Below are 23986 nucleotides of genomic sequence, written 5' to 3' on the forward strand. Positions count from 1 at the left end.
AGGGCACCCAGCAGCAAGGACTTTCATGCTTTCTTCAGACGCAACTCCGTTCACCATGGGCCCGGCTCTCCTTTTCTGCCCTGCAGACCGGCCGGAGCGTTTCGGAAAGGCAGCGGATCGTTCCGATGCCGTCATCCTGGACCTTGAAGATGCAGTAGCTCCTGCGGACAAGCCGGCGGCCCGCGAGGCAATTCTCCAGCAGTTGGGTAAAGGCGGCCTTGACCCAAAGCGCACCATTGTCCGGGTCAGTCCCGTGGGGACGCCGGAGTTCGAGCTCGATCTCCAGACTTTGGCCAAGACGCCCTACCGTACGGTCATGCTGGCCAAGGCGGAGGGTGCTGAGCAACTCAGGTCTCTTGAGGGGTATCAGGTCATCGCGCTGTGCGAAACCGCCGCGGGCATCGTTAATTCCTCAGCCATCGCCGCCGAGCCGAACGTGGTGGGGCTCATGTGGGGTGCCGAGGACCTCCTGGCTTCCCTCGGTGGCCTTTCCAGCAGGCACGACGACGGCGGTTACCGGGCTGTCGCGCTTCACTCACGCTCCGCTGTTCTGCTCGCCGCCAAAGCCGCAGGCAAGGAAGCAATCGACTCCGTGTACGTGAACATCCCGGATCTCGAAGGTTTGGCGGCTGAGTCGCAGGACGCAGTGGCCAGTGGCTTCGGAGCAAAAGCCTGCATCCATCCAAACCAAGTAGCTGTAGTACGGGCGGCCTACGCGCCCACCGACGAAGCCGTAGCCCAAGCCACTGAACTCCTGGAAGCGGCCGCATCTGCAGGTACAGGAGTGTTCCAGTTCAAGGGCAAGATGATCGACGGCCCTATCCTCAAGCACGCCGAAGCGACCCTTCGCCGGGCCGGGCGGCACGTCTCACAGTAGGGCACCCCGCGAGTTGACAGTTAATGCCCATGTTTCCGCGAAACATGGGCATTAACTGCAGTCTCGGCGGGCGGTCAGAGCGCTAGACCAGCGCCTTGTGCTCCACCAGCTCCGTCAGCTCAACCACAGCAGGCCGCGGGGCCGTGCTCTTGATGGCCACCGCCTGACCGCTCTTGGCCGATTCCAGCACCGATTCCATAACGTCCAAAGCGTGGAACGCCAACTGGCCGCCCGCCCGGGGTTCCTGCCCGGCAGGGGTCGCGGCGAGGTCCGCAATGCCAAAGCCCCGGCCCGAGTTCACGTAGCCTGCGGAGACGGGGAGTGTTTCCCAATCGTCGGCGCCCAGCGCGAACAGTTGCACATCGCCGTCGAAATGATTGGGGTCCGGCACGATCAGCGAACCCGTTTCACCGTGGATCTCGATGTTGGAGCTCTTGGTCTTGACGGCGTCGAAGCTCATGAACAGCGTCGACAACGCCCCGGATGCATGCACCAGGACGCCGGTGACGTGCGAGTCGATGTCTACCGGAACCACCTGTCCCTGACGCGGACCCGAACCAATGGTGCGCTCGCCGCGGGTGTGGCTTGCAGCGCCTATCACCGAAACCACGGGCCCCAGCAGGGTTACCAGTGCCGAGACGTAGTACGGGCCCATGTCCAGCAGGGGTCCGCCGCCGGGCTGGTAGTAGAAGTCGGGGTTCGGGTGCCAGCGCTCATGACCCGGCGTTGCCATGGTGGCGGTTGCCGATATCGGCGCGCCGATCAGGCCGTCGTCGATGGCCTTCCGGGCCGTCTGGATGCCGGTGCCCAACACGGTGTCCGGTGCGCAGCCCACGGTAACTCCCGCCGCAAAAGCCGCATCCAGCACTTGCTGTGCTTCGGCCGTGGTGGCAGCCAGCGGCTTTTCACCGTAGACGGACTTTCCGGCCGCGATGGCCTTCAGCGCAATGTCAGCGTGGGCGGCAGGGATGGTGAGGTTCAGGACGAGGTCCACATCCTCGGCGGCCAGGAGTTCGTCCACGCTCAGTGCCCGAACACCGTCGTACGAGTCGGCTACTGCCTGCGCCCGCGCCGGATCGAGGTCCGCGACTGCCACGAGGTTGATGGAATCCAGCTGGCGGAAGTTAGCCAGGTACTGGGCAATGATGGCTCCACAGCCGATGACTCCTACATTTAGCGGCTTGCCCACAGCATGCCCCTTTCAACGATGGTACGGACGTTGCTGTCCTGGAGGATGTCCACGTGGTGGCCCGGGGTGCAGACAAAGATCTTCCCCTTGCCCCACTGGCGGGTCCAGATGGCCGGCGAAGTGACTTCGCGGTTCCAAGGGTCCCACTCGCGGACTTTCTGGGTAGTGGTGGCCAAGACATCGATGTAGTCGTCGGCCAGGACCCAGTACTGTTCCGTAACGAGGTCGAAATCGCCGATTCCCTGAGTGATGGGATGCTCGGACGCGGCAGGCAGCATATTGACGGTATAAGGAACGTAGTTATCTGACTGCTCGCCGATCTGCTCATCGGCATGCTTGCCGGGGTGGCAGGCGAACTGGCCACCTATCAGGTGCAGGTAGTCCGAGTTGTTGCGGTAGGAATCAGCGATCCCGCCGTGCCAGCCGGCCAAACCCGTGCCGTTTTCAACTGCCGCGCGGAGCCCCTCGAACTCGTCCTTCTCGATGGTGGTCATGGTCATGCATTGCACGATCAGGTCCACGCCCGCCATGTAGTCGGGGTCGGCGTAGATCTTGGGGGATTCCTCCACGCGGACGTCGTAGCCGTTGTCTTTCAGGTAGGGGATGAAAAGCTCTGTGGCTTCCACCGGCTGGTGTCCGTCCCAGCCGCCGCGAACCACCAGCGCTGTCTTGTTGTTGCTTGTCATGGGTTCCTTCGTTTCGGGGCTTGTGTCAGTGAGTCAGGGATTGTTGAGATCAACGCGTGGCAAAGGCAGCATCGAAAGCGGCAGCCGGAGGTCGTATGGCCGCCAGTTCGCGGACCATGCCCAGCGCCTGGGGAGCACCGACCAGCCGGTCCATGCCAGCATCCTCCCACTCGATGCTGGTGGGGCCTTCGTAGCCGATGGCGTTGAGCGTGCGGAAGATCGGCTCCCAGTTCACGTCGCCATGGCCGGCAGTGACGAAGTCCCACCCCCGGCGGGGATCAGCCCATGGAAGGTGCGAACCCAACCTGCCGTTCCGTCCGTTGAGTTGCCGGACAGACTCTTTCACGTGGACGTGGAAGATCTTTTCCGCGAAATCCTGCAAGAACATCGCAGGGTCCAGGTCTTGCCAGATGAAATGTGAGGGGTCGAAGTTGAGGCCAAAGTTCGCCCGGTGTCCTATGACGTCCAAGGTCCGTTTTGTGGTCCAGTAGTCGTAGGCGATTTCAGAAGGGTGGACCTCCAGAGCAAAGCGGACGCCCACTTCATCAAAGACGTCCATGATGGGGTTCCACCGGTCTGCGAAGTCCTGGTAGCCGCGCTCGATCATGGCCTCGGATGCGGGTGGGAACATGGCCACGCATTTCCAAATGGACGAGCCCGTGAATCCCGTGACCGTCTTCACCCCCAACCTTGCCGCAGCACGTGCTGTAATCTTCATGGCTTCCGCGGCCCGTCGACGGACACCCTCCGGCTCACCGTCGCCCCAGACTGAAGGGCTGAGAATGTCCTGGTGGCGTTCATCAATGGGGTTATCGCACACCGCTTGCCCTGTGAGGTGGTTGGCGATCGCATGGACGGACAGCCCGTGCTTCTCCAGGATATCCAGCTTGCCCTGCAGGTAGCTGTCATCCTCAACCACCCGCTGGGGGTCCAAATGATCTCCCCAGCAGGCGATCTCCAAGCCGTCGAAGCCCCACTCTCCGGCGAGCCGTGCAACTTCCTCGAACGGAAGGTCGGCCCACTGACCAGTGAATAGAGTGATAGGTCTGTTCATGATGGTTCCTTTCACACGTTCTGCCAGCGGCTGGCGTTTTCTGCGCTGGCTTCTACGGCGGCCAGCACCTTTTGCACCTGCAAAGCGTCAGCGAACGACGGCGTGGGCTGCTCGCCTGCGCCGATGGCAGTGACGAGGTCCACCACCTGATGGGTGAAGCCGTGCTCATATCCGAGGCCGTGACCGGTGGGCCACCAGTTGGCGGTGTAGGGGTGGGACGGCTCGGTGACCATGATCTTGCGGAAACCGGCGTCAGGTTCCAGCGCGGAATCGTAGTACTGCAATGAGTTCATGTCTTCGAAGTCAAAGGCGATTGACCCTTTGGTGCCGTTGAGTTCCAGGCGCATGGCGTTCTTGCGTCCCAAGGCAAAACGGGTTGCTTCGAAGATGCCGATTGGCCCGGCGGCGGCGCGGCCGCGGGAGTCGGCGTCAGCACCGGCGTCGTGCTGTGCCTCAAAGCGGGCCGTGAACAGCGCAGCGTCATCCACGGTGACCGGACCGCGCGGACCACCGGCGCCACCGTGACCGCCCAGGCCCACAAAGTCCCCGCCCACCGGGCGCTCCTTCACAAAGGTCTCCAGCAACGCAGAGACACCGGAGATGTTCAGTCCCGTGATCCACTGGGCGGCGTCGATGCTGTGCGCGCCGATGTCGCCCAGCGAACCGGACCCGGATTTGGACTTGTCCAGGCGCCAGGTCAACGGCGCGTCGGCGTCGCTGAGCCAGTCCTGAAGGTACTGCGCGCGGACGTGCCTGATGTCGCCCAACCGGCCGTCCTCCACCATCCGCTTGGCCAAGGCCAGTGCAGGGGTGCGTCGGTAACTGAAGCCGCACATGGAGAGCACTCCGCATTCGGCCGCGGACCGGGCCACCAGCGTCATCTTTTCTGCTTCCTCCACCGAGTTGGCCAAGGGCTTCTCGCAGAGGACGTGCTTGCCGGCTTCTAGCGCTGCAATAGCTATCTCGGCGTGGGTGTTGCCGGGAGTGCAGATGTCGATGAGGTCGATGTCGTCGCGATCAATGAGGCGGCGCCAATCGGTCTCGACGGAGGCCCAACCGTATTTACTAGCCGCTGCCCGGACGCCATCCTCGTTTCTTCCCGCCACAGCGGTCAGTTCCGGAGCAAGCGGCAGGTCGAAGAAGCGCGGCGCTGTCCGCCAGGCGTGGGAGTGGGCGGCGCCCATGAAGGCATAACCCACCATGCCAACGCGCAGGGGTCTGGATTGTGTCAAAGGAAGTCCTTTCTGGTTGGTCATCAGGCCGGCTACTTGCTGAAACCTGCCGTGAGGCCGCTGAGCAACTGCCGGCGCGCCACGACGTAGATCACCAGCAGGGGAAGAGTGGCCAGTACCACGGAGGCGAGCACCGCGGGGATGTTGACGCTGAACTCACCCTGGAAGGTCCACAGTGACAACGGCAGAACCCTGGTGTCCGGGCTTTGTGTAAGGATCAGCGGGAACAGGAAGCCGTTCCACACATGCAGTGCGTTGTAGATGCCAACCGTGATGACAGCGGGCTTGGTCATGGGCAACGCCAGGCGCCACATCATGGCCCAGTCAGAGCAGCCGTCCAGCCGCATCGACTCAAAAAGTTCATTGGGAACATCCCGCATGAAGTTGGAGAGGATGAGCACCGACACGGGGATTGCGAAGGCAATGGAGGGCAGGATCAGCGCCAACAAAGTGTCGTACATGTGGGCCTTGGTGATCATCCAGTAGATGGGGATGATGGTTGCGTGCAGCGGAATGGCCAAGCCCAACAGGAAGACGTTGTTGGTCCAGCTGAGGAACCTGCCCTTGCCGCGCACAATGGCATAGGCGGCCATGAAGGCGACAAAGAGCGCCGGAACCACACTGCCCACGGTGACAATAAGGCTGTTGGCGAAGTACTTGGCGAAGTCGTTCTCCAGAACAAGCTTGTAGTTGTCCAACGTTGGCTCGGCCGGTGGCAGCATCGGGTTGGAGGTGAAGAACCCTGCCTGGTTCTTCAGGCTGGTGATCACCACGTAGTACACCGGCACAATGATGATCGCCAGCCAAAGCCAGCCGCCCAGGCCGCCCAGGAAGTTTGGCCGCGAACGGCCAAGCTTTGTGGGCCGACGGCGGGTGGTTGCCGGTTGGGGCAACGCCGCCGGTGCTGTGGGGAGTTCAGTGGTGGAAGTCATTACGCACCTTCCAATTGGCTGGCGTTGCGGTTTTTGCCGCCGAGTCGTTGCAGGAACAATGCCAAGGCCAGGCCGATGACAACGAGGATGACGCCCAAGGCGCTCGCAGCCCCCATGTCGTTGGCTTTGAAGCCCGTGAGGTACATATGCAGCGGCAGGAGTCTGGTGGAGTAGCCCGGGCCGCCGGCGGTCAGGACGAAGATCAGGTCGAAGTACGCCAGGGATCCCACCACCATGAGGGTGGAGGAGGTGATCATGGTGTACTTCAGCTGCGGCAAGGTGATGTTGAAGAACTGCTGGATGCGGCCGGCTCCGTCAATTTGGGCAGCTTCGTACAGTGAAGCGGGAATCTGTCGCACGCCGCCTTGGTAGATCAGGGTGTGGAAGGGCACGAACTGCCAGGCGATCACGAAGACCACCACGAACAAGACGAGGTCAGAGTTACCCAGCCAGTCCTGCGCCAGGAATGGTAGGCCCAGGCCCGGGCCGAGCCCGAAGTTCGGATCCAGCAGCGCCTTGAAGGCGATGGCCACAGCCGCGGACGACAGGAGCAGTGGCACGAAGTAGAGCACAGCCAAAGCCGCCCGGTACTTCTGGCTTGCAGCGGTGAAGACGCCGAGCAGGAGGCTGATGGGTGCCTGGACAATGAAGGAGAAGAACATGATCTTGGCCGTCACCAACAGGGCGTTGCCTGTGACGGGATCGGCCAGGACCGTGTTCCAGCTGGACAGTCCATCCAGCTTGATTTCGCCCAGGCCGTCCCAGCTGGTGAAGCTCAGGAACAGGACTCCCAGGAGCGGGAGGATGGCGAAGAGCATGAAGAATGCCAGGGCTGGGACAGCAAGCCACCCTGACGGACCCTTTTCCAAGGTCCGTCGGGTGCCCGCGGTGCGTCCAGTGCCCAACTCCCGCCGTGGAGTGGTGGTAGCAGTGGACACTGGATTACTTCCCGATCGTCGCGTTCATAGTGGAAGCGAACTGCTCAGGAGTGATTTTTTTAAGGAAGATCTGGTCGAGGTTGGCCAGCATGGCATCTCCTTGGGCGGGGCTCAGTGCCTGGTCCCAGGAAAGCGTGAAGTCCGGGGCATCCTTGGCCATGCCGTACACGTAAGTCAGGAAGTCCTTGTCAGGGGAGGCTGCGAGCTTGTCCTCAATGCCGGTGACCACAGGTACAGCTCCTGAGTCGATCAGGCCTTGGACGTTCTCATCGTTGAACATTCCGTCCTTGACGTATTCCAGGGCAGTCTTCTTCTGCTCTTCCGTGGCCTTGGAAGAAACGGACCAGAAGTTGGACGGGTTTCCCACAACGTTTGCCGGATCACCCTTGCCGCCCTCAACGGTGGGGAAGGGGGTGTAACCAAGCTTGCCGCTTGAAACGAAGTCAGCCGCGTCCTTCTTCATGCCTTGGTAGATCCAGCTGCCCTGCAGAATCATGGCTGCCTTACCTGTGTACAACAGGGCCTGGTCTGCGTTGCTGTCAGCGGCAATGGAGGAGAAGCCGTTGATGAAGCCGCCGGCGTCCACGAGTTCCTGGATCTTGGTCAGTGCCTCTATGACTGCCGGGTCTGACCAGGCGTTCGGCTTGTTGGCCGCGATGTTCGCGAAAACTTCAGGGCCGCCGATCCGGTCCACGAGGTATTCAAGCCACATCAGGTCCGGCCACTTGGACTGGCCCCCCAGGGAGAATGGTGCCACGCCGGCATCCTTGAACTTGGGTACCAACGCCATGAGCTCATCCCAGGTCTTGGGCGGTTGTGCTCCGATCTTCTCGAAGACTTCCTTGTTGTAATAGAGAACAACGGGCTGCACCTTGTTGTTGGGCAGTGCGTAGGTCTTGCCCTCGATCACGCCGCTTTCGAGGATGGAGGGAAGGTAACGGCTTTGGACGTCAGGGTTCTCTTTGAGGAATCCCGTCAGGTCATCCACCTGACCAGCATCGACGTAAGACTTAAGTACTCCGCCGCCCCAGCCGTAAACGAGGGTGGGTCCTTGGCCTGCGCCGACGGCCGTGCGGACCTTGGTCTTGTAGGCGTCGTTGGCAAAGAAGTCGAGCTTGATGGTGGAGTCGGGGTGCGACTTGTTCCAGGAGTCCACGGATGCTTGGAACACCGGCTGGTCACCACCGGTCAGTCCCCACATGGTTGCCGAGTCCGCCGAGGCTCCTGTTCCGGCCGGACCTGAGGACCCGCAGGCTACGAGTGAGATCGACAAAGCGGCTGCAGAAACGGCCATTCCGGCGGTGCGCAACTTGAGATTATTCATGTGCAGTTTCCATTCGTCCTTCGGGCTCGACGCTGATTGCCCGGTTGTGCGTGTAAAAGCCGCACTTCGCGGTCTGAGGATCAACTTCGATTCCCAGCTCCAGCAACTTTTCGAAATGTTTCGGAAGTCCTTTCGGAAGTGCCAACCAAACCTAGCCGTGACGCGCATCACCGTCAACCCTTTTTCGTGAACAGTTTCGTTCTGGTTGCTGCTGGATTGACGGGGAGGATGACTCCGATGCAGACTGTCAGCAACCGAAACTTTTCGAAAGCGGTAAACCGTGAGCCTAGATGAACGACCCTCCAAGATGACCCTTTCCGCCGTCGCGCGAGAGGTGGGAGTCTCGGTACCCACCGTCTCCAAAGTGGTCAACGGGCGTGAGGACGTGGCTCAAAGTACCCGCGCCCGCGTCCTGGCCGCCCTGCAAAGGACCGGGTACAAATCACCCCTCCAACGCAAGGCCAACCCTGCCCAGCGGACCGTGGAAGCGGTGTTTGATTCCCTGAACTCTGCCTACAACATGGAAGTCCTCAAAGGGATCATGGAGCAGGCCAACGTCTCGGACATGGAAGTCATCCTGTCGGTGACCGGCCTGCAGGCAGCACCCCCGCTGGGTCCGGAGGAACGTGCCCAGCGCATGGTCGATGAAGGACGCAGCGGCATGATCGTGGTGACGTCGGCGTTCGGGACAGCGCAGCTCGAAGCCTTCCAAAGGCGCCAGATCCCCATAGTGGTGATCGACCCCCTGAACCCGCCCCCGGCTGATCTGTTCAGCGTGGGTGCCAGCAACTGGGCAGGCGGGAAGGTCGCCGCCACCCACCTCCTGGAACTGGGGCATCGACGCATTGCCTACATCGGGGGTCCCGCCACCGCCGAATGCAGCCAGGCCCGGCTCCACGGCTACATGGCCGCGTTGATGGCCGAGGGGATCACCGTTGAACACGAATACGTTTCCGCGGGCCAGTTCAGGCCCGAGAATGGAGCGGCGGCCTTCAAGAAGCTGGTGGCCTTGGAAGATCCGCCCACGGCCGTCTTCGCCGGAAGCGACAGTATCGCCATGGGCGTCCTGGCCGAGGCGCGCCGGCAGGACATCCGGATTCCCGAGGAAATGAGTCTCGTGGGGTTCGACGGAACATACCAGGCCGAAGAGTCCACGCCACCCCTCACGTCAGTGAGCCAGCCGCTTCAGGAGATAGGGCGTTCCGCGCTGAACTTCATCCTTCGCCAAATGCAGGGTGAAGAGATCGATTCCCGCCGCGTGGAACTTGCCACCCATTTGGTGGTCCGGGAGTCCACGGCGCCGCCAAGGGAACCAGCCTCACCCGGCAAGGCGGCGCCCAGGACTTAGCTGCACGGGCGGGACAGCGTCACACAACAGCACCCGCACCCAGCGTTCGCCCGTCTCCCGGAACTCTGCACGGCTGGCGAAACGGTACAGGTAGCTGCGCGCCCGCACCCAACGGGGACGTTCGCCGTCGAACGGGTCATCGCGAAGCAGCCCAAGCGTGGCCTCATCGGCCTCAAGCAGTTTGTCCAGGAACGTGTAAAACCAGTCCTCATGGACCGTCCGCAGAGGCAGGAACCACATGAGCCAATCCAAGCGCAGATGGTACGGCGCCCATTGCCGGGGGAGCCGACGGACATCGCCGGGCTTTCCCTTGAAAGCGTACTCAAGCCAGTGCTCATCCGGGATGTCGGGCTCCTCGGCCAACGTGCCCTCCACCACGATCTCGATCCTTTGCTTGGTCACCGTTCCAAAGGCGCCGTAGGCGTTCACCAGGCGCCACCGGTTGAAGCTGGCATTCATCAGCTGATGGCTCGAGAACAGGTTGAGGAGGGGCCGGTAACTGAACACCAGCAACAGAACCGTGACAAGCACGACGACGGCGAGCCACCAGACGGGGGTATCGGCACCTGCGTGCCACTCCAGCGGAATGAACGGAGCGACTGCGTGGGCGACAGGGTCGCTGACGGCCGCGAAAGCCAGGACGATGGCCACCCAGTTCAGCCAGGCAAAGTTGCCGGTGACCACCAGCCACAGTTGTGTGAGGACGATGATGCCGGCGGCGATGCTGGCCAGCGGCTGAGGGGCAAAGAGGAAGAACGGCACCACCAACTGCGCGACATGGTTACCCGCCACTTCAATTTTGTGCAGCGGACGCGGCAGGAGATGAGCTTGCCTGCTCAGCGGGCCGGGCATCGGCTGTGTCTCGTGGTGGTAGAACATCGCCGTCATATCCCGCCACTCGCGTCCGCCGCGGATCTTGATCATGCCGGCACCGAACTCAAGCCGGAACAGCAGCCACAGAACAAGTATGAGGATGGTCGTCGGTGGGGGAGTCTGGTCGGAGCCAAGGAAAGCCACCGTGAAGCCAGCTTCGAGGAGAAGGATCTCCCAACCAAAGCCGTAGAACGTCTGGCCTACATTCACAATCGACATATAGAGGAACCACAGGGCAAGGAAAGCCAGCATGGGCAGCCACGGAGGGCCCGTTTGGGGCAGGCCGATGACCAGCAGAAAGGACACAGCGATGCCCGTCCAGCACACAGCCCGGAGCAGCGCGTCGGAGTAGCGCCACCGGAACAGGGTGGGCCGGCCCAGCCGGCGGGCCATGTCCAGGAAAGCAGGTACCGGCAACAGTCCGCGCTCGCCGAGAAGCGCCGGGAACTGGTTCAACGTGGAGAGGAAGGCAACCACGTACAGCGCGGCTGTGCCACGCTGCAACACCTGCCGGGCAAATTCGTAGTCCCGCGCATCGAACCAGGACAACCACTCCACGGTTCCACGGTACGCAGGGCAGGGGCTTGGTCAAGCGGTATCGGTTTTCCACATACGCTTGCGCCCGTTCGCGGCCCCCGGCAGTGGCAGGGATACTTAAGTCATGCAGCCGCGCAAGATCGTCATCCTCGGGTCCACCGGTTCCATTGGCACACAAGCGATTGACGTCGTTGATGCCGCACCACACCGTTTCGAGGTGGTGGCCCTGAGCGCGGGAGGCGGGAACCTCGAGCTCTTGGCACAGCAGGCGGTCCACACCAGGGCGCAAGCTGTGGGAATTGCCACGGGAGATCCAGAAGCCCTTCGTCGCTTGATTGACGCTGCCGCCACCGAGGCACGCGTACGCAACTTTGCTCCGGAGATCTTTGCCGGGCCGGACGCCTCCACCCGGATAGCAGCCATTGACTGCGACGTCGTCCTGAACGGCATCACCGGTTCCATCGGGCTGGCACCAACCTTGGCTGCCCTTGGCACAGGGGCCACCTTGGCACTGGCCAATAAGGAATCGCTGATAGTCGGCGGCGCCCTGGTCAAAGCCGCCGCCAGCCCCGGCCAGATCGTCCCTGTCGACTCAGAGCACTCCGCTATCGCCCAGTGCCTGCGTTCGGGCACCGACCAGGAAGTTGAAAAGCTGATCCTGACGGCATCCGGTGGCCCGTTCCGGGGCCGCACACGGGAGCAACTTCACCACGTCACTCCGCAGGAAGCCCTTGCCCACCCCACCTGGGACATGGGCCTCATGGTCACCACAAACTCGGCCAGCCTCGTCAACAAGGGCCTGGAAGTCATTGAGGCACACCTGTTGTTCGATGTTCCGTTGGACAGGATCGATGTTGTGGTCCACCCGCAGTCGGTGGTGCACTCCATGGTCCAGTTCGTGGATGGCTCCATCATTGCCCAAGCATCACCTCCGGACATGCGCCTGCCCATCGCGCTCGGACTGGGCTGGCCGGACAGGGTCCCGCGTGCCGCCAAGGCTTGCGACTGGACCCAAGCCACCAGTTGGACCTTCGAGCCCCTGGATACCGTAGCCTTCCCGGCCGTGGACCTCGCCAAGGACGCCGCCAAACAGGGCAGCACCTTCCCCGCTGTCTTTAACGCCGCCAATGAGGAAGCAGTAGGGGCCTTCCACGCCGGGCGCATCCGCTTCACGGACATTGTGGATACCGTTGAATCCGTCCTCAGCGAACATTCAGGCTCTTCAGAGCTAACGGTGGAGTCCGTGCTGGATGCTGAGAGGTGGGCACGTGCCCGAACCCTTGATCGTTTAGCCAGCAGCGCCCTGTAGCCCACAACCTTACGGAAGCAGTCCCACCGGCATGAGTCCCGTCCTTCTCTTCATCCTCGGAGTCGTCTTCGTCGCGATCGGCGTAGCTGTTTCCATCGCGCTGCACGAGGTGGGCCACCTTGTGCCCGCGAAGCTCTTCAAAGTGCGCGTTACCAAGTACATGATCGGCTTTGGGCCAACACTGTGGTCCAGGAAGAAGGGCGAAACCGAGTACGGCTTCAAAGCGCTTCCGCTGGGTGGCTACGTGTCCATGATCGGTATGTACCCGCCGAACAAAGAAGACGGCACCGTTCGCCCCTCCAGCACAGGCATGTTCCAGACCCTCGCCACCGAGGCGCGTTCCATGGCACACGAGGAAGTGGGACCTGGCGACGAGAACCGCGTCTTCTACAAGCTCCCTGTCTGGAAGAAGATCATCGTCATGCTCGGCGGACCCGCCATGAACATGCTGATCGGGTTGATCCTTCTGGCCGTCCTGCTCATGGGCTTTGGCACAGCCCAGGCAACCACCACCATTGCGGACGTCTCCAAGTGCCAGGTTGCCGCAGGGGAGACTGTTGACCCGGATTCCGCCGATTGCAAGCTGACCCCTGCAGCGGCCGCAGGGCTCCAGCCGAATGACACCATCACTTCTTTCGACGGCAAAGCCGTCACCAGCTGGGACGAACTCACCAGCTGGATCCGGACCTCCGCCGGGAAGGACGTTCCCGTCACCGTGATGCGCAACGGGGCATCCCTGGAGACCACCGTAACTCCTGTGCTCTCCTCCCGGCCCGTGGTGGGCCCCGACGGGCGGCAAGCACAAGACGCCAACGGAGTCTTGCAGTACCAGGAGGTCGGCTTCCTGGGTATCGGAGCCCAAAGCGCCTTGGTTCCCCAACCGGCGTCGGCCGTTCTGCCCATGGCCGGAGAAAACATCAAGCAGATATCCGGTGTGATCTTCAACCTGCCAGCAAGAGTGGTTGGGGTGGCAAAAGCAGCCTTCAGCGAGGAACCCCGTGACCCCAACGGACCCATCAGCGTGGTGGGCGTCGGCCGGGTTGCCGGCGAGGTAGCGGCCATGGAACAAGTACCCATGCAGGCACGGATCGGCACTTTGATCGGGTTGTTGGCCGGGCTCAACTTCGCGCTGGCCATCTTCAACCTCATCCCGCTCTTGCCTCTGGACGGCGGCCATGTGGCTGGCGCGCTCTACGAAGGTGCCCGGCGTCGGGTGGCCAAGCTGTTGGGCAAACCGGACCCGGGAGCCTTCGACATTGCCAAGCTGTTGCCGGCCACGTACGTTGTCGCAGCGCTGCTGATGGCCATGGGTGCACTCCTGATCTACGCGGACATCGTCAAGCCGGTGAACATTTTCGGCTGAGCAGTGAGCATTTTCCGTTCAGTATGCGGGATAGGCTAGCTCCATGACTGTTTTCGCTGTTGAGTACGTATACGTCGCCGATTCGGGCGCCCTCCGCGACGAAGCCCGCCCTGCGCACCGTTCCTGGCTCGGGGAACTGGCCGAGGAAGGCAAACTGCTTGCCAGTGGCCCCTACGGTGACGGCGCCGGCGCTCTGCTGATCTTCAAGTCCGCTGACGAAGCCGAACTCAATGACCTCCTCAAGCAGGATCCGTTCGCCGAAGCCGGCGTTATCGCGGGTATCCGCACCACGGAATGGTCGCCCATTATTGGCGTCCTGGCTGCCCACGCGTCCTAGTCCGGACGTCCTTCACCACAACGATCCACCCCTAACCCAAGGAGTCCACGTGACCTCGGTCAGCCTGGGAATGCCAGCAGCCCCACCCCCCGTCCTTGCCCCGCGCCGTAAGACGCGGCAGATCAAGGTAGGGTCCGTTGGCGTCGGTTCTGACTCGCCCATCAGCGTTCAGTCCATGACCACCACCCCCACTACGGATATCAACGCCACCCTCCAGCAGATCGCTGAACTGACGGCTTCCGGATGCGACATCGTGCGCGTTGCCTGCCCGTCTGCCGACGACGCCGAGGCATTGCCGATCATTGCCCGTAAGTCCCAGATTCCCGTGATCGCGGATATCCACTTCCAACCGAAGTACGTCTTCGCCGCCATTGAGGCCGGCTGTGCTGCAGTCCGGGTGAATCCGGGCAATATCCGCAAGTTCGATGACCAGGTCAAGGAAATCGCTGCAGCGGCCCGGGACCATGGAACATCCATCCGGATTGGCGTCAACGCAGGCTCCCTTGAGCCCGGCATCATGAAGAAGTACGGCAAGGCCACCCCGGAAGCGTTGGTTGAATCCGCAGTCTGGGAAGCTTCCCTCTTCGAGGAGCACGGCTTCCATGACTTCAAGATCTCCGTCAAGCACAACGACCCCGTGATCATGGTGGCCGCCTATGAGATGCTCGCCGAGCAAGGCGACTGGCCCTTGCACCTCGGCGTCACTGAAGCCGGACCGGCATTCCAGGGCACCATCAAGTCCGCCACGGCGTTCGGTGCGCTCCTGTCCCGCGGCATTGGCGACACCATTCGCGTGTCCCTCTCTGCTCCTCCGGTGGAGGAAATCAAGGTGGGCAACCAGATCCTGCAGTCCTTGAATCTGCGCCCGCGCAAGCTCGAGATCGTCTCCTGCCCGTCTTGTGGCCGCGCCCAGGTGGACGTGTACACGCTGGCCGAGCAGGTTACTGCAGGTTTGGAAGGCATGGAGATTCCCTTGCGTGTGGCCGTGATGGGATGCGTCGTCAACGGACCCGGCGAAGCACGCGAAGCCGACCTCGGAGTGGCCTCCGGAAACGGCAAGGGCCAGATTTTCGTGAAGGGCGAAGTCATCAAGACTGTGCCTGAGAGCGAAATTGTTGAGACACTGATCGAAGAGGCCATGCGCATCGCCGAAGAGATGGGGGAGGCCGATGGCGAAGATGCTGTCAAGGGTAGCCCCGTGGTTAGCGTCTCGTAACGAGAACGGCTTGGGAGTCAGGGTGCTCGGCAGTGCCGACACCCTGGCTCTTCGCGCGCTTGCAAGCGAGGATGTGGTGGCCAATGTGTTCATCCTCGCCCATGTGGAAAGTACTGGTTCAGCGGCGCCCACCAGCGGGGGTGCCTGTATTTTCGGAGTGTTCGACGGCCAAACGCTTCTCGGCGCATGCTGGGCGGGTGCAAACCTCGTCCCGGTGCAGCTAGATCCCGGCCTGGCGGGGTATGTGGCCACCGCTGCCCACGAAACAGGGCGCCGTTACGCGTCCATTTTCGGTCCGGCCGACACCGTGATGGCCCTCTATGCTCGTTTTGAGCAACTGGGCCACGCTGCGCACGAAGTGCGCTCCCGACAACCACTGCTCACCATTTCAGGTCCTCCCATAGTCAGGGCCAATCCGGCCCTGACCTTTGGCTCCATGGGGGACTTTGATCGCATTCTGCCCGCCTGCGCCGCCATGTTTGAAGAAGAGGTGGGTTACTCTCCGTTCCTCGGAGGGCAGGAGTTCTATAGCAGGCGCGTTGCAGGGCTCATTCGGGAGGGCCACTCGCTGGTCCACATCGACGCCAACGGCACAGTGGTCTTCAAAGCCGAGCTGGGGGCAGTCACGCGGGACGTCACCCAGGTTCAAGGCGTATGGATGAATCCCGAGTTGCGGGGACGCGGCCAAAGCGGGGGCTACATGGCCGCCGTCGTAAATCTCTCGCGAACTTTCGCGCCGGTGACGAGCCTTTACGTCAACGACTACAACACCAAAGCACGGGCCACCTATGAACGTGTGGGCTTCGAACAAGTGGGAACCTTCGCCACGGTCCTGTTCTAGCCCCAGGTGGCGCTGCTTGTAGTCTTATCTCGGTTGGCGCACGCCACCAATCACTCACACTTTCCCGGGGAACAACAAATGAATAAGAATGCGCTGCGCGGCTTTGCCGTTTCTGGACTGCTGGTTATGGGCCTCACCGCATGCGGTGGTGCCGGTACTTCCACGGACGCTGCGTCCGCTCCAGCCAGTGAGACGGCTGCACCCACGCCTACGCCGACGCCGGCAAAGGACTTCACGCTCGAAGAACTGAACACGGTACTGGGCCAGATTAAAGACAAGCAGGGGACCAGGCTTAGCGTGACGTCGAGTGCCGACCTTTCCGGGTCGATGGAGCAGACCAAAGCCTTGATGTCCCAGATCGATGTTCAGCCCGCCGTCTGCAAAGACATGGCCATGGGTTCCATGGCCCAACCAATGGACGGCATGAAGGCCGCCGTTGGTGTCAGCCAGGATGCAGCTTCGGCCAGCGTGACCACTATCTCCTTGGGCGCTGGTCTCGGCGACGATGCCAAGACCAAGGTTGAAGCAAGCAGCGACCAGCTCGCCCAGTGCAGCACCATGACAATGTCGGGTCCCACCGGTGCAAGTACCCTCACTGTCACGGATCTGGCTGGCAAGAAACCGGCAAATGCAATGGTGGCCTACCGGATGGACACCGAACTGCCCACTGGAGAAAAGGGATCCGTGATCATGGCGCAAACGGTGAAGCAGAACGTTGTGATCACCACGGTTGGCGTGGGTGGTGGTTCTGAAGAGGCCGCGCTGGCAAACGTCAACAATCTGCTGGACCAGGCCGTGGAGCTCATCAAGTAGCCCGGTTGCGGTGGCTCTTCCCAGGCCTGGGAAGAGCCACCGCAGGCATTTATTCGGGGGAGTCCAGGTTCCCCGTGAGGTAGCGCTGAATGGGGGGAGCAACCCAGCGGACCACGTCGTCCTGACCCGCCGATGCCAGCGGTTCGAGTCGGATCACATACCGGACCAACATCAGCCCCACCACTTGCGTGGCCACAAGATTGCCGCGCGCGTGTACTTCGTCTGCCGGGCCTGGAAGTCCTGCCATGATTTTGGGCAGGATGGTGCGGTTGACCATCTCGCGCATCAGTGCCGTCTTGGCCTTGGAACCTATGGTTCCCCGGACGAAGGCCACCAGCCCGTGCTGAGCGGGACTCTCCCATAGCCGCAGGACGGCGCGGACAATCGCCTCAGCCCTCACTGCAGGGTCCAGGGTTTCGACGCCGGCAAGAACCTCTGCCGGGTCGGCGGGCAACTCCACGCTGGCGGCAAAAAGCTCATCCTTGCTTCCGAAAAAGTGGTGCACCATGGCCGGATCCACCGATGACTCCCGTGCCACCTGCCGCAGGCTCGTCCCTTCGAACCCTTGTTCGGCAAAGAGTTTCCGTGCAGCTGAGAGGATGGCTTCCCTCGAATGGTCTCCTGCGCTTCGGCGTCCCCGGCGCGATTGGGGGAGGCTCATCGGGTTTGTCGTCGGAGGGTCAGTGATGCCAGGACCAGGACACCCAGGACGATCCCGCCCATGACCAGGGCGTCTTGCCACATCGTTGCCGTGGCATCGGCGTTCCCTGCGATCTCTTTCAAGGCATCCACGGAGAACGTGAGCGGCAGGACTCCGGAGATAGCCTCCAGGACCTCGTTCATATGCTCCCGCGCCACGAACAAGCCGCACAACAGGATCTGCGGGACCACCACCACTGGCATGAATTGCACGGCTTGGAACTCCGTGCGGGCAAAGGCGGAACACAGGAGTCCCAGGGCGACGCCCAGGACGGCGTTGATGACGGCAATCATCACTACGAAGCCGGGGCTTCCCTTGATGTCGAGGTCGAAAACCCAGTAGGCCACAGCCGTCGCCACCAGAGACTGCAGGGTGGCCATGATGGAGAAGGCCAAGGCATAGCCGAACAGCAGGTCTGCCTTATGGATGGGGGTGGTCAGGAGTCGCTCCAAGGTCCCGGACGTACGCTCCCGAAGCATGGTGATGGAGGTGACCAGGAACATGACCACGAAGGGAAAGATGGCCAACATCATCAGGCCAACGCGGTCAAAGGTGCGGGGAAACCCCGGTGGGAGTGTTTCGTTCTCGAAGAGGAAATAGACGGCGGTCAGCAGCAATGCGGGGACCACAAGGATCAGCGCAACGCTCCGGTGATCGTGCCGCAGCTGTCCCAGAACCCGTGTTGTGGTGGCAAACGTCATGCGGAAATTCAAGACGTCACCTGGCTTTCTTCCTGACCACGGTCAGCGGCTTTGATGATGGTCAGGAAAGCCCGCTCCAGATCTTCGCTCCGCCCGCGTCCAGCCAACTCCGTGGGAGTCAGTTGCGCCAGCAGGAGGCCATCCCGCAGGAGCAGCAGCGAGGAACAATGTGATGCTTCCTCCATCACGTGGCTGGAGACCAGCAGGGTTGTTCCGGCCGCAGCCATGGCAGCGAATCGCTCCCATAGCTCGGCCCTCAGCACTGGATCAAGCCCGACGGTGGGCTCGTCCAGGACCAACAGTTTCGGGTGCGCAACCAGGGCGCAGGCGAGGGAGACCCTGCTGAATTGTCCACCTGACAGGTCCGCAGCCTTGTGTCGGGCCAGCGATTCAAGCCCGACGGCGGCAATTGCCTCCGCGGTATCCGCCGCCGTCGCGCCGTGCATGGCTCCGAAGTAACGCACGTTCGCTTGGACGCTCAGGTCCGAGTACACGCTGGCACCCTGGGTGACGTATCCGACGTCGTGCCTGAGCGGTGCGCTGCCGGCCGGGCGGCCGAGGACGGTGAGGTTTCCCTGGCTGATTCGCTGGACACCTACGATTGCCCGCATGAGAGTTGTCTTGCCGCTTCCGGAAGGGCCCAGGAGTCCCGTGATCCGGCCGGCATCAACCGTAAAGTCCAAACCTTTGAGGATCTTGCTGCGGGAGCGGGACACCTGAAGCCGCGTCGCCTCGATTGCTGCTGGAAGGGGCGTCATACGGGCCTCCGGTGCGGCTCCAATAATTCATCAGATGATGAATTAAAAGTAAGTCCGGCGTGCACCACGGTCAAGGGTCGCAACCCCGTTGCAGCGGGCAATCCTTGAAAATGTGTCTGCGATCACATAGGTTCTTTCCAAGCCGTGTCGTTGGGGTGCGGGTGGTACAGGGGGAATCATGATCAATACCTTGACGGGCGCCATCGGCGGCCAATCCATCCGTGAGCTCGGCAGTTTCCATTGCTTCCCAGCCGCAGGCGATCCCGTTCCGCTGGAGGGTACGGCGATCTAGTCTCCGGACAGAGTCTGCGGCCGGCCGGCCGCTGAGCCACGCCATCGCAGGATGACCAGCCGGATGCGGCCAGGGGCTTCCATACGCGACGGCGTGGCTCTTCTTTGTGCACGTTGTTGGGGACGCCAACCCGGCCCGTTCGAGTGGCTGCGCAGTCAGCCGGTAGATTAGTAGACAGTTGTTTTTGCCACATCTGCCATAGAAACGGATACGTACCCGTGGTCCTTCGCCTTTCCCAGCTGTTCCTGCGCACCCTGCGTGAAGATCCCGTCGACGCCGAGGTCGCCAGCCACAAGCTCCTTGTCCGCGCCGGCTACATCCGCCGTGCCGCGCCCGGCATCTACACGTGGCTGCCACTGGGCCTGAGCGTCCTGCGCAAGGTGGAGGAGATCATCCGCCAGGAGATGTCCGCCATTGGAGCTCAGGAAGTCCACTTCCCGGCGCTGCTTCCCCGCGAACCCTACGAGGCCACCAACCGCTGGACCGAATATGGCGAGGGCCTGTTCCGCCTCCAAGACCGCAAGGGCGCGGACTACCTCCTGGCCCCCACGCATGAGGAAATGTTCACGCTCCTTGTCAAGGACCTGTACTCCTCGTACAAGGACCTGCCGCTGAGCCTCTACCAGATCCAGAACAAGTACCGTGATGAAGCACGTCCGCGGGCGGGGCTCCTCCGTGGCCGCGAGTTCATCATGAAGGACTCCTACTCCTTCGACATCGATGACGCGGGCCTGGACGCAAGCTACGCTGCACACCGCGGTGCCTACCTGAGGATCTTTGAGCGCCTCGGCCTGGAAGTCATTCCCGTCGCGGCCACGGCCGGTGCCATGGGTGGCTCCAAGAGTGAGGAATTCCTGTTCCCCACCGAGATCGGCGAGGACACGTTCGTACGCTCGGCCGGTGGTTACTATGCCAACGTCGAAGCCGTGACCACTGTTGTCCCGGACGAGATCGACTTCAGCAACGCGCCGGCCGCCCAGGTCCTGGACACGCCGAACACTCCCACCATCGATACTCTGGTGGACGCCGCTAACCAGATGGCTCCGCGCAGCGAGTCCGACGGCGGCGCATGGACTGCCGCTGACACGCTCAAGAACGTCGTGCTTGCCGTAACGCTCCCCACGGGTGAGCGCCAGATCGTGGTCATCGGTGTTCCCGGCGACCGCGGAGTGGACCTCAAGCGCGTGGAAGCAAACATCGGCCTTCACCTGCCCATCGCCGGTGAAATCGGCCTGGAGGCTGCCAACGAAGAAGACCTCAAGAAGCTGCCGTGGCTGGTCAAGGGCTACATCGGACCCGGTTTGTCCCTCGACGAGCCGGTCCTGGGCCTTGAAGGTTCTTCCAAGGTTCTCTTCCTGGTGGATCCCCGCGTCGTCTCCGGCACCAGCTGGGTGACAGGGGCCAACGCTGACGGCAAGCACGTCTTCGGATTGGTCGCAGGCCGCGACTTCGCCTGGGACGGCGTGATCGAGAGCACCGATGTGCGTGCGGGCGACCCCGCCCCGGACGGTTCAGGACCGCTGGAAACTGCACGAGGCATTGAAATGGGCCACATTTTCCAGCTCGGCCGCAAGTACGCTGAAGCCCTGGATCTGAAGGTCCTGGACCAGAATGGCAAGCAGCAGGTTGTCACCATGGGCTCCTACGGCGTTGGCGTGACGCGTGCCGTGGCAGCGTTGGCTGAAGCAAACCATGACGACCGTGGCCTCGTGTGGCCGCGCTCCGTGGCTCCGGCAGATGTCCATGTGGTGGCTGTTGGTCGTGGCGATGAGATCTTCGAGGCCGCTGAAAGGCTCTCCGCTGAGCTTGAAGCCGCCGGACTGGACGTCATTTTCGATGACCGCCCCAAGGTCTCTCCCGGCGTGAAGTTCGGCGATGCGGAACTGGTGGGCGTACCGACCATCCTGGCTGTTGGCCGTGGGCTGGTGGACGGTGTGGTTGAGATCAAGGACCGCCGCAGCGGCGAAGCCGAGAACATTGCGGTGGACAAAGCCGTGGATTACGTGGTCAACGCCGTACGATCCCGGTGATTTCCGGCTTCGAATCAATCCAGCTCACCACACTCATCCTGATTGTGGTGGCTGGATTCGCAGCCGGCTGGGTTGATGCCGTGGTGGGAGGCGGGGGACTGATTCAGCTCCCCGCCCTGCTGCTGGTACCGGGCATTACCCCAGTGCAGGCCCTGGCTACGAACAAGATGGGGTCCATCTTCGGGACCACCACCAGCGCCGTAACCTACTACCGCCGCGTTGGGCCGGATCTGAAGACCGCAATTCCCATGGCGGTCATCGCCCTGGCCGGCAGTTTCGGCGGAGCCATTCTTGCCGCGTCGCTTCCTGCCAGTGTTTTCAAGCCGATCATTGTGGTGGCGTTGATCGCCGTCGCCGTGTTCACTGCCCTGCGTCCCAGTGCCGGTGAACTGACCGCCCTCCGCCACGACGGTCACAAACACTATGTGGTGGCGTGCCTCATCGGCGCCGTCATTGGCTTTTACGACGGTTTGATCGGGCCCGGTACAGGCTCGTTCCTGGTGATCGCACTCGTTTCTGCCATGGGTTATGCCTTCCTTGAGGCCAGCGCCAAGGCGAAGATCGTCAACATGGCCACCAACGCCGGAGCCTTGATCTTTTTCCTCCCGCACGGGTCATTGCTGTGGGGCGTGGGACTGGTCCTCGGGCTGGCAAACATGGCAGGCGGCTATCTTGGGGCGCGCACCGCTGTGGCCAAGGGGAGCGGCTTTGTGCGGATCGTTTTCCTGGTGGTGGTTGCCGCCTTGATCATCAAGCTCGGCGTGGACGTCTGGAACGAGAACTTCGCAGCGTAAAACTGCTGCGCACGGTGCCAGACTAAGACGGTGTCAGATAAAGCTGCCACTGGCGTTGGCGAGCGTCCTCAAACCGCGGACGACGGCGTGCGGCACCAGTGCGCTCGACGCCGGATTGCTGCGGGAAGCCTCGTTGGTCACCCGGACGTCAAAGGTGCCCAAGGAAGTCTCTGCCATGACGTGGTGGGACGTCTGCTCGGCTGCAGGGTCTGCGATCAACACCGCCTCCACCACACCCCAATTGCCGGCGGCGAGGGCCAACGCGGACACCACGTTGGTTGATTTGGGGAAAGCCTTGATCAAGTCGGCCGGTCCGCCCCGCAGTAGCTCCACGGGGTGGGTAGCGGTGAGAATCCGGTCCTTCGTTTCACCATCCATCCACGGCTGGATTAACGCAGCAGGAAGTTTTCGCGATTCCACGGTGATGCGGTGAATGGTGCCACCTGCGCAGGCAGCCGTGATCGCATCCAGCCCACCCAACGCCCCGGTTGTCAGGAGCGTCCGCCCGGGACCGTCGTCGAGCAGCGCTTTCCGTAGGGACGCATCACACAACGCCCCGATCGAGGTAACCAGCAGATCCTTTCCGGCCGAAACAATCCGGGGACCGAACTCGGCAACTGATCCAACGCCGGCGCACTCCACCACCACGTCAGCGATGTCCAGGGCCTCTTCGAAGCTGAAACCCGTCCCTGCATCACCGTGCGGAACCACGCCGGCGAGTTCTACTCCCGGTGCGGTCCCGGCGTCGAGCAGTTCCGCCACCCGCGATCCAATGGCGCCGGAACCAATCAGTGCGACTTTCAGGATCATGGTCTCAGGCCCCCTTCGCCGGGGTCGGGGAGATCGTGCGCCCGCGGCAGGGCGTCGAGTGTGCTGCCTGCCAGGGTGCTGGCAACCCAGAGGGACCGGGCAAGGTCACCGGCGTGCCGGGGTTTCGCGGCGTACCACAGCGCGTTCTGCACCTCACGGGCGATGCTCCATTGCCGGGCAACCTCAGGATCCAACCCGGCGGCACGGCTGAAGTCATGGCAGCGCTCCAGCAACCCGGCCTCCGGATCCGTCCGCGGAAGATCGTGGATGCGGTTCCACAGAATCGGGGCCACCGCGAACTCAGCTTCGCCAATCTGTGGTTGCGGATCAATGGCCAGATACTCGCCGCGGAGGGACAGCTTTTTGGCATCGGTGGTGGCAAGGATGTTCATGAAGTGAAGATCCGTGTGCACCAGGACATCTGTTCCGGAGCGGCGCCCCACAGCCCCGCGCGTCTGGCACACCTCCAGGGCCGCTTCCAGCAACCACCGGGGAAAAGGGCGGTCCAGGTGGTCCCATTCGGCAGGCAGTTCGTCGCTCCACCGCTCGGCGGTGGCGGCAACATGGTCCAAAGCCCGCCATTCGACCCGCTGGTCTGGCTGGATCGAAAGCTTGCGCATGATGTCCCCCCACGCGTCCCTGGCTTCGTCCAGAGGGGCGTCCTGGAGCCAGCGGGAGGCATCCAGGCGTTCGAGGAGCATGGAGCAACTTGCGTCGTCCGAGGCGAGGAGCCGCACAGCGCCGTGACCGTTCCACAGGGCCAATGCATAGCGCTCAACCAGTGCCTCTTCGTGGGGAAATGCGATTTTCAAGGCAGCGGATATGTCGCCCTGAATAACGGGCACTACCAAGGCTCCATGGCCATTCCAAGGCTCGCGGCCCGGCGCCAGGTCCACTGAGAGTTCCCAACGGTCCAACGCCTCCGAGATGAGCCCCGGGAGGCTTGCCAGCCAATCCCTGCCCGCCGAGTCGCGGTTGTAGCGGGCGTGGAGGTCGCCCGGGATGGGAATCATCGCGTGAAGGTTCACGCCA

23 protein-coding genes are annotated in these 23986 nt (G+C 62.4%); 10 read left to right on the forward strand and 13 right to left on the reverse strand.

The window, feature by feature from the left end:
* Positions 1-25: 25 nt before the first annotated feature.
* A complete protein-coding gene (locus CQ020_RS13355) occupies positions 26-877 on the forward strand; it encodes a CoA ester lyase (protein WP_105692289.1) in 852 nt (283 codons plus the stop codon).
* Between the two features lie 82 nt (positions 878-959).
* Here CQ020_RS13355 and CQ020_RS13360 read toward each other — a convergent pair whose 3' ends face one another.
* From CQ020_RS13360 to CQ020_RS13390, 7 genes are read right to left on the reverse strand one after another with little or no spacing between them, the layout of a single operon-like run.
* On the reverse strand, positions 960-2066 hold the full coding sequence (locus tag CQ020_RS13360; protein ID WP_105692290.1) for a Gfo/Idh/MocA family protein: 1107 nt from the start codon (positions 2064-2066) through the stop codon (positions 960-962).
* The gene (locus tag CQ020_RS13365; RefSeq protein WP_105692291.1) at positions 2051-2752 is read right to left on the reverse strand and encodes a ThuA domain-containing protein; all 702 of its coding nucleotides are present in this window, start codon (positions 2750-2752) and stop codon (positions 2051-2053) included. Before CQ020_RS13365 ends, CQ020_RS13360 begins: the two co-directional genes overlap by 16 nt.
* A gap of 49 nt (positions 2753-2801) precedes the next feature.
* On the reverse strand, positions 2802-3806 hold the full coding sequence (locus tag CQ020_RS13370; protein ID WP_105692292.1) for a sugar phosphate isomerase/epimerase: 1005 nt from the start codon (positions 3804-3806) through the stop codon (positions 2802-2804).
* 11 nt (positions 3807-3817) lie between these two features.
* Complete coding sequence (locus tag CQ020_RS13375) at positions 3818-5038, reverse strand: Gfo/Idh/MocA family protein (protein ID WP_105692379.1); 1221 nt, start codon at positions 5036-5038, stop codon at positions 3818-3820.
* A 32-nt stretch (positions 5039-5070) separates the two neighbouring features.
* Positions 5071-5970 (reverse strand): carbohydrate ABC transporter permease, encoded by a 900-nt coding sequence (locus CQ020_RS13380; RefSeq protein ID WP_105692293.1) that lies wholly within the window; start codon positions 5968-5970, stop codon positions 5071-5073.
* Entirely contained in the window at positions 5970-6908 is a 939-nt protein-coding gene (locus CQ020_RS13385) for a carbohydrate ABC transporter permease (RefSeq protein ID WP_105692294.1), read from the reverse strand. Before CQ020_RS13385 ends, CQ020_RS13380 begins: the two co-directional genes overlap by 1 nt.
* 4 nt (positions 6909-6912) lie before the next feature.
* The gene (locus CQ020_RS13390) at positions 6913-8232 is read right to left on the reverse strand and encodes an extracellular solute-binding protein (protein ID WP_105692295.1); all 1320 of its coding nucleotides are present in this window, start codon (positions 8230-8232) and stop codon (positions 6913-6915) included.
* 307 nt (positions 8233-8539) lie between these two features.
* Between CQ020_RS13390 and CQ020_RS13400 the strand changes: the two genes are divergently transcribed.
* Positions 8540-9580: a LacI family DNA-binding transcriptional regulator gene (locus CQ020_RS13400; RefSeq protein ID WP_374955199.1), complete on the forward strand. Its 1041-nt coding sequence runs from the start codon at positions 8540-8542 to the stop codon at positions 9578-9580.
* Here CQ020_RS13400 and CQ020_RS13405 read toward each other — a convergent pair.
* Positions 9551-11011, reverse strand: a complete 1461-nt coding sequence (locus tag CQ020_RS13405; protein ID WP_105692298.1) for a lipase maturation factor family protein — start codon at positions 11009-11011, stop codon at positions 9551-9553. The two genes, CQ020_RS13400 and CQ020_RS13405, sit on opposite strands and share 30 nt — an antisense overlap.
* Before the next feature lie 103 nt (positions 11012-11114).
* On the opposite strand from CQ020_RS13405, the gene dxr reads away from it, so the two are divergent.
* The 6 genes from dxr to CQ020_RS13435 all read left to right on the forward strand — a co-directional run bounded on the left by dxr (position 11115) and on the right by CQ020_RS13435 (position 16869).
* A complete protein-coding gene (gene dxr / locus CQ020_RS13410) occupies positions 11115-12299 on the forward strand; it encodes a 1-deoxy-D-xylulose-5-phosphate reductoisomerase (RefSeq protein ID WP_105692299.1) in 1185 nt (394 codons plus the stop codon).
* A gap of 31 nt (positions 12300-12330) precedes the next feature.
* Positions 12331-13662: an RIP metalloprotease gene (locus CQ020_RS13415; RefSeq protein WP_105692300.1), complete on the forward strand. Its 1332-nt coding sequence runs from the start codon at positions 12331-12333 to the stop codon at positions 13660-13662.
* A 43-nt stretch (positions 13663-13705) separates the two neighbouring features.
* Positions 13706-13999, forward strand: a complete 294-nt coding sequence (locus CQ020_RS13420) for a YciI family protein (RefSeq protein WP_105692301.1) — start codon at positions 13706-13708, stop codon at positions 13997-13999.
* A 49-nt stretch (positions 14000-14048) separates the two neighbouring features.
* Positions 14049-15215, forward strand: coding sequence for a flavodoxin-dependent (E)-4-hydroxy-3-methylbut-2-enyl-diphosphate synthase (gene ispG, locus CQ020_RS13425; protein WP_024820317.1), 1167 nt, complete (start codon positions 14049-14051; stop codon positions 15213-15215).
* On the forward strand, positions 15178-16056 hold the full coding sequence (locus CQ020_RS13430; RefSeq protein WP_105692380.1) for a GNAT family N-acetyltransferase: 879 nt from the start codon (positions 15178-15180) through the stop codon (positions 16054-16056). Before ispG ends, CQ020_RS13430 begins: the two co-directional genes overlap by 38 nt.
* Positions 16057-16134: 78 nt before the next feature.
* Complete coding sequence (locus CQ020_RS13435; RefSeq protein WP_105692302.1) at positions 16135-16869, forward strand: hypothetical protein; 735 nt, start codon at positions 16135-16137, stop codon at positions 16867-16869.
* A 49-nt stretch (positions 16870-16918) separates the two neighbouring features.
* Here CQ020_RS13435 and CQ020_RS13440 read toward each other — a convergent pair whose 3' ends face one another.
* The 3 genes from CQ020_RS13440 to CQ020_RS13450 are packed head-to-tail and all read right to left on the reverse strand — an operon-like array spanning position 16919 to position 19028.
* Positions 16919-17530 (reverse strand): TetR/AcrR family transcriptional regulator, encoded by a 612-nt coding sequence (locus CQ020_RS13440; protein WP_105692303.1) that lies wholly within the window; start codon positions 17528-17530, stop codon positions 16919-16921.
* Positions 17527-18270, reverse strand: a complete 744-nt coding sequence (locus CQ020_RS13445; RefSeq protein ID WP_105692304.1) for an ABC transporter permease — start codon at positions 18268-18270, stop codon at positions 17527-17529. The genes CQ020_RS13440 and CQ020_RS13445 overlap by 4 nt, the downstream gene beginning before the upstream one ends.
* Positions 18271-18278: 8 nt before the next feature.
* Positions 18279-19028 carry an ABC transporter ATP-binding protein gene (locus CQ020_RS13450; RefSeq protein ID WP_105692305.1) on the reverse strand — a complete coding sequence of 250 codons (750 nt, stop codon included), beginning with the start codon at positions 19026-19028 and terminating at the stop codon, positions 18279-18281.
* A gap of 510 nt (positions 19029-19538) precedes the next feature.
* On the opposite strand from CQ020_RS13450, the gene CQ020_RS13455 reads away from it, so the two are divergent.
* Positions 19539-21350 (forward strand): proline--tRNA ligase, encoded by a 1812-nt coding sequence (locus CQ020_RS13455; RefSeq protein WP_105692306.1) that lies wholly within the window; start codon positions 19539-19541, stop codon positions 21348-21350.
* Entirely contained in the window at positions 21347-22144 is a 798-nt protein-coding gene (locus CQ020_RS13460) for a TSUP family transporter (RefSeq protein WP_024820324.1), read from the forward strand. The genes CQ020_RS13455 and CQ020_RS13460 overlap by 4 nt, the downstream gene beginning before the upstream one ends.
* 33 nt (positions 22145-22177) lie before the next feature.
* Here CQ020_RS13460 and CQ020_RS13465 read toward each other — a convergent pair whose 3' ends face one another.
* Positions 22178-22954: an aspartate dehydrogenase domain-containing protein gene (locus CQ020_RS13465; protein WP_105692307.1), complete on the reverse strand. Its 777-nt coding sequence runs from the start codon at positions 22952-22954 to the stop codon at positions 22178-22180.
* Positions 22951-23982, reverse strand: a complete 1032-nt coding sequence (locus CQ020_RS13470) for an aminoglycoside phosphotransferase family protein (RefSeq protein WP_258141878.1) — start codon at positions 23980-23982, stop codon at positions 22951-22953. The genes CQ020_RS13465 and CQ020_RS13470 overlap by 4 nt, the downstream gene beginning before the upstream one ends.
* Between the last annotated feature and the right edge of the window lie 4 nt (positions 23983-23986).

The organism is Arthrobacter sp. MYb23, from assembly GCF_002979775.1.
Classification (GTDB): Bacteria; Actinomycetota; Actinomycetes; order Actinomycetales; family Micrococcaceae; genus Arthrobacter.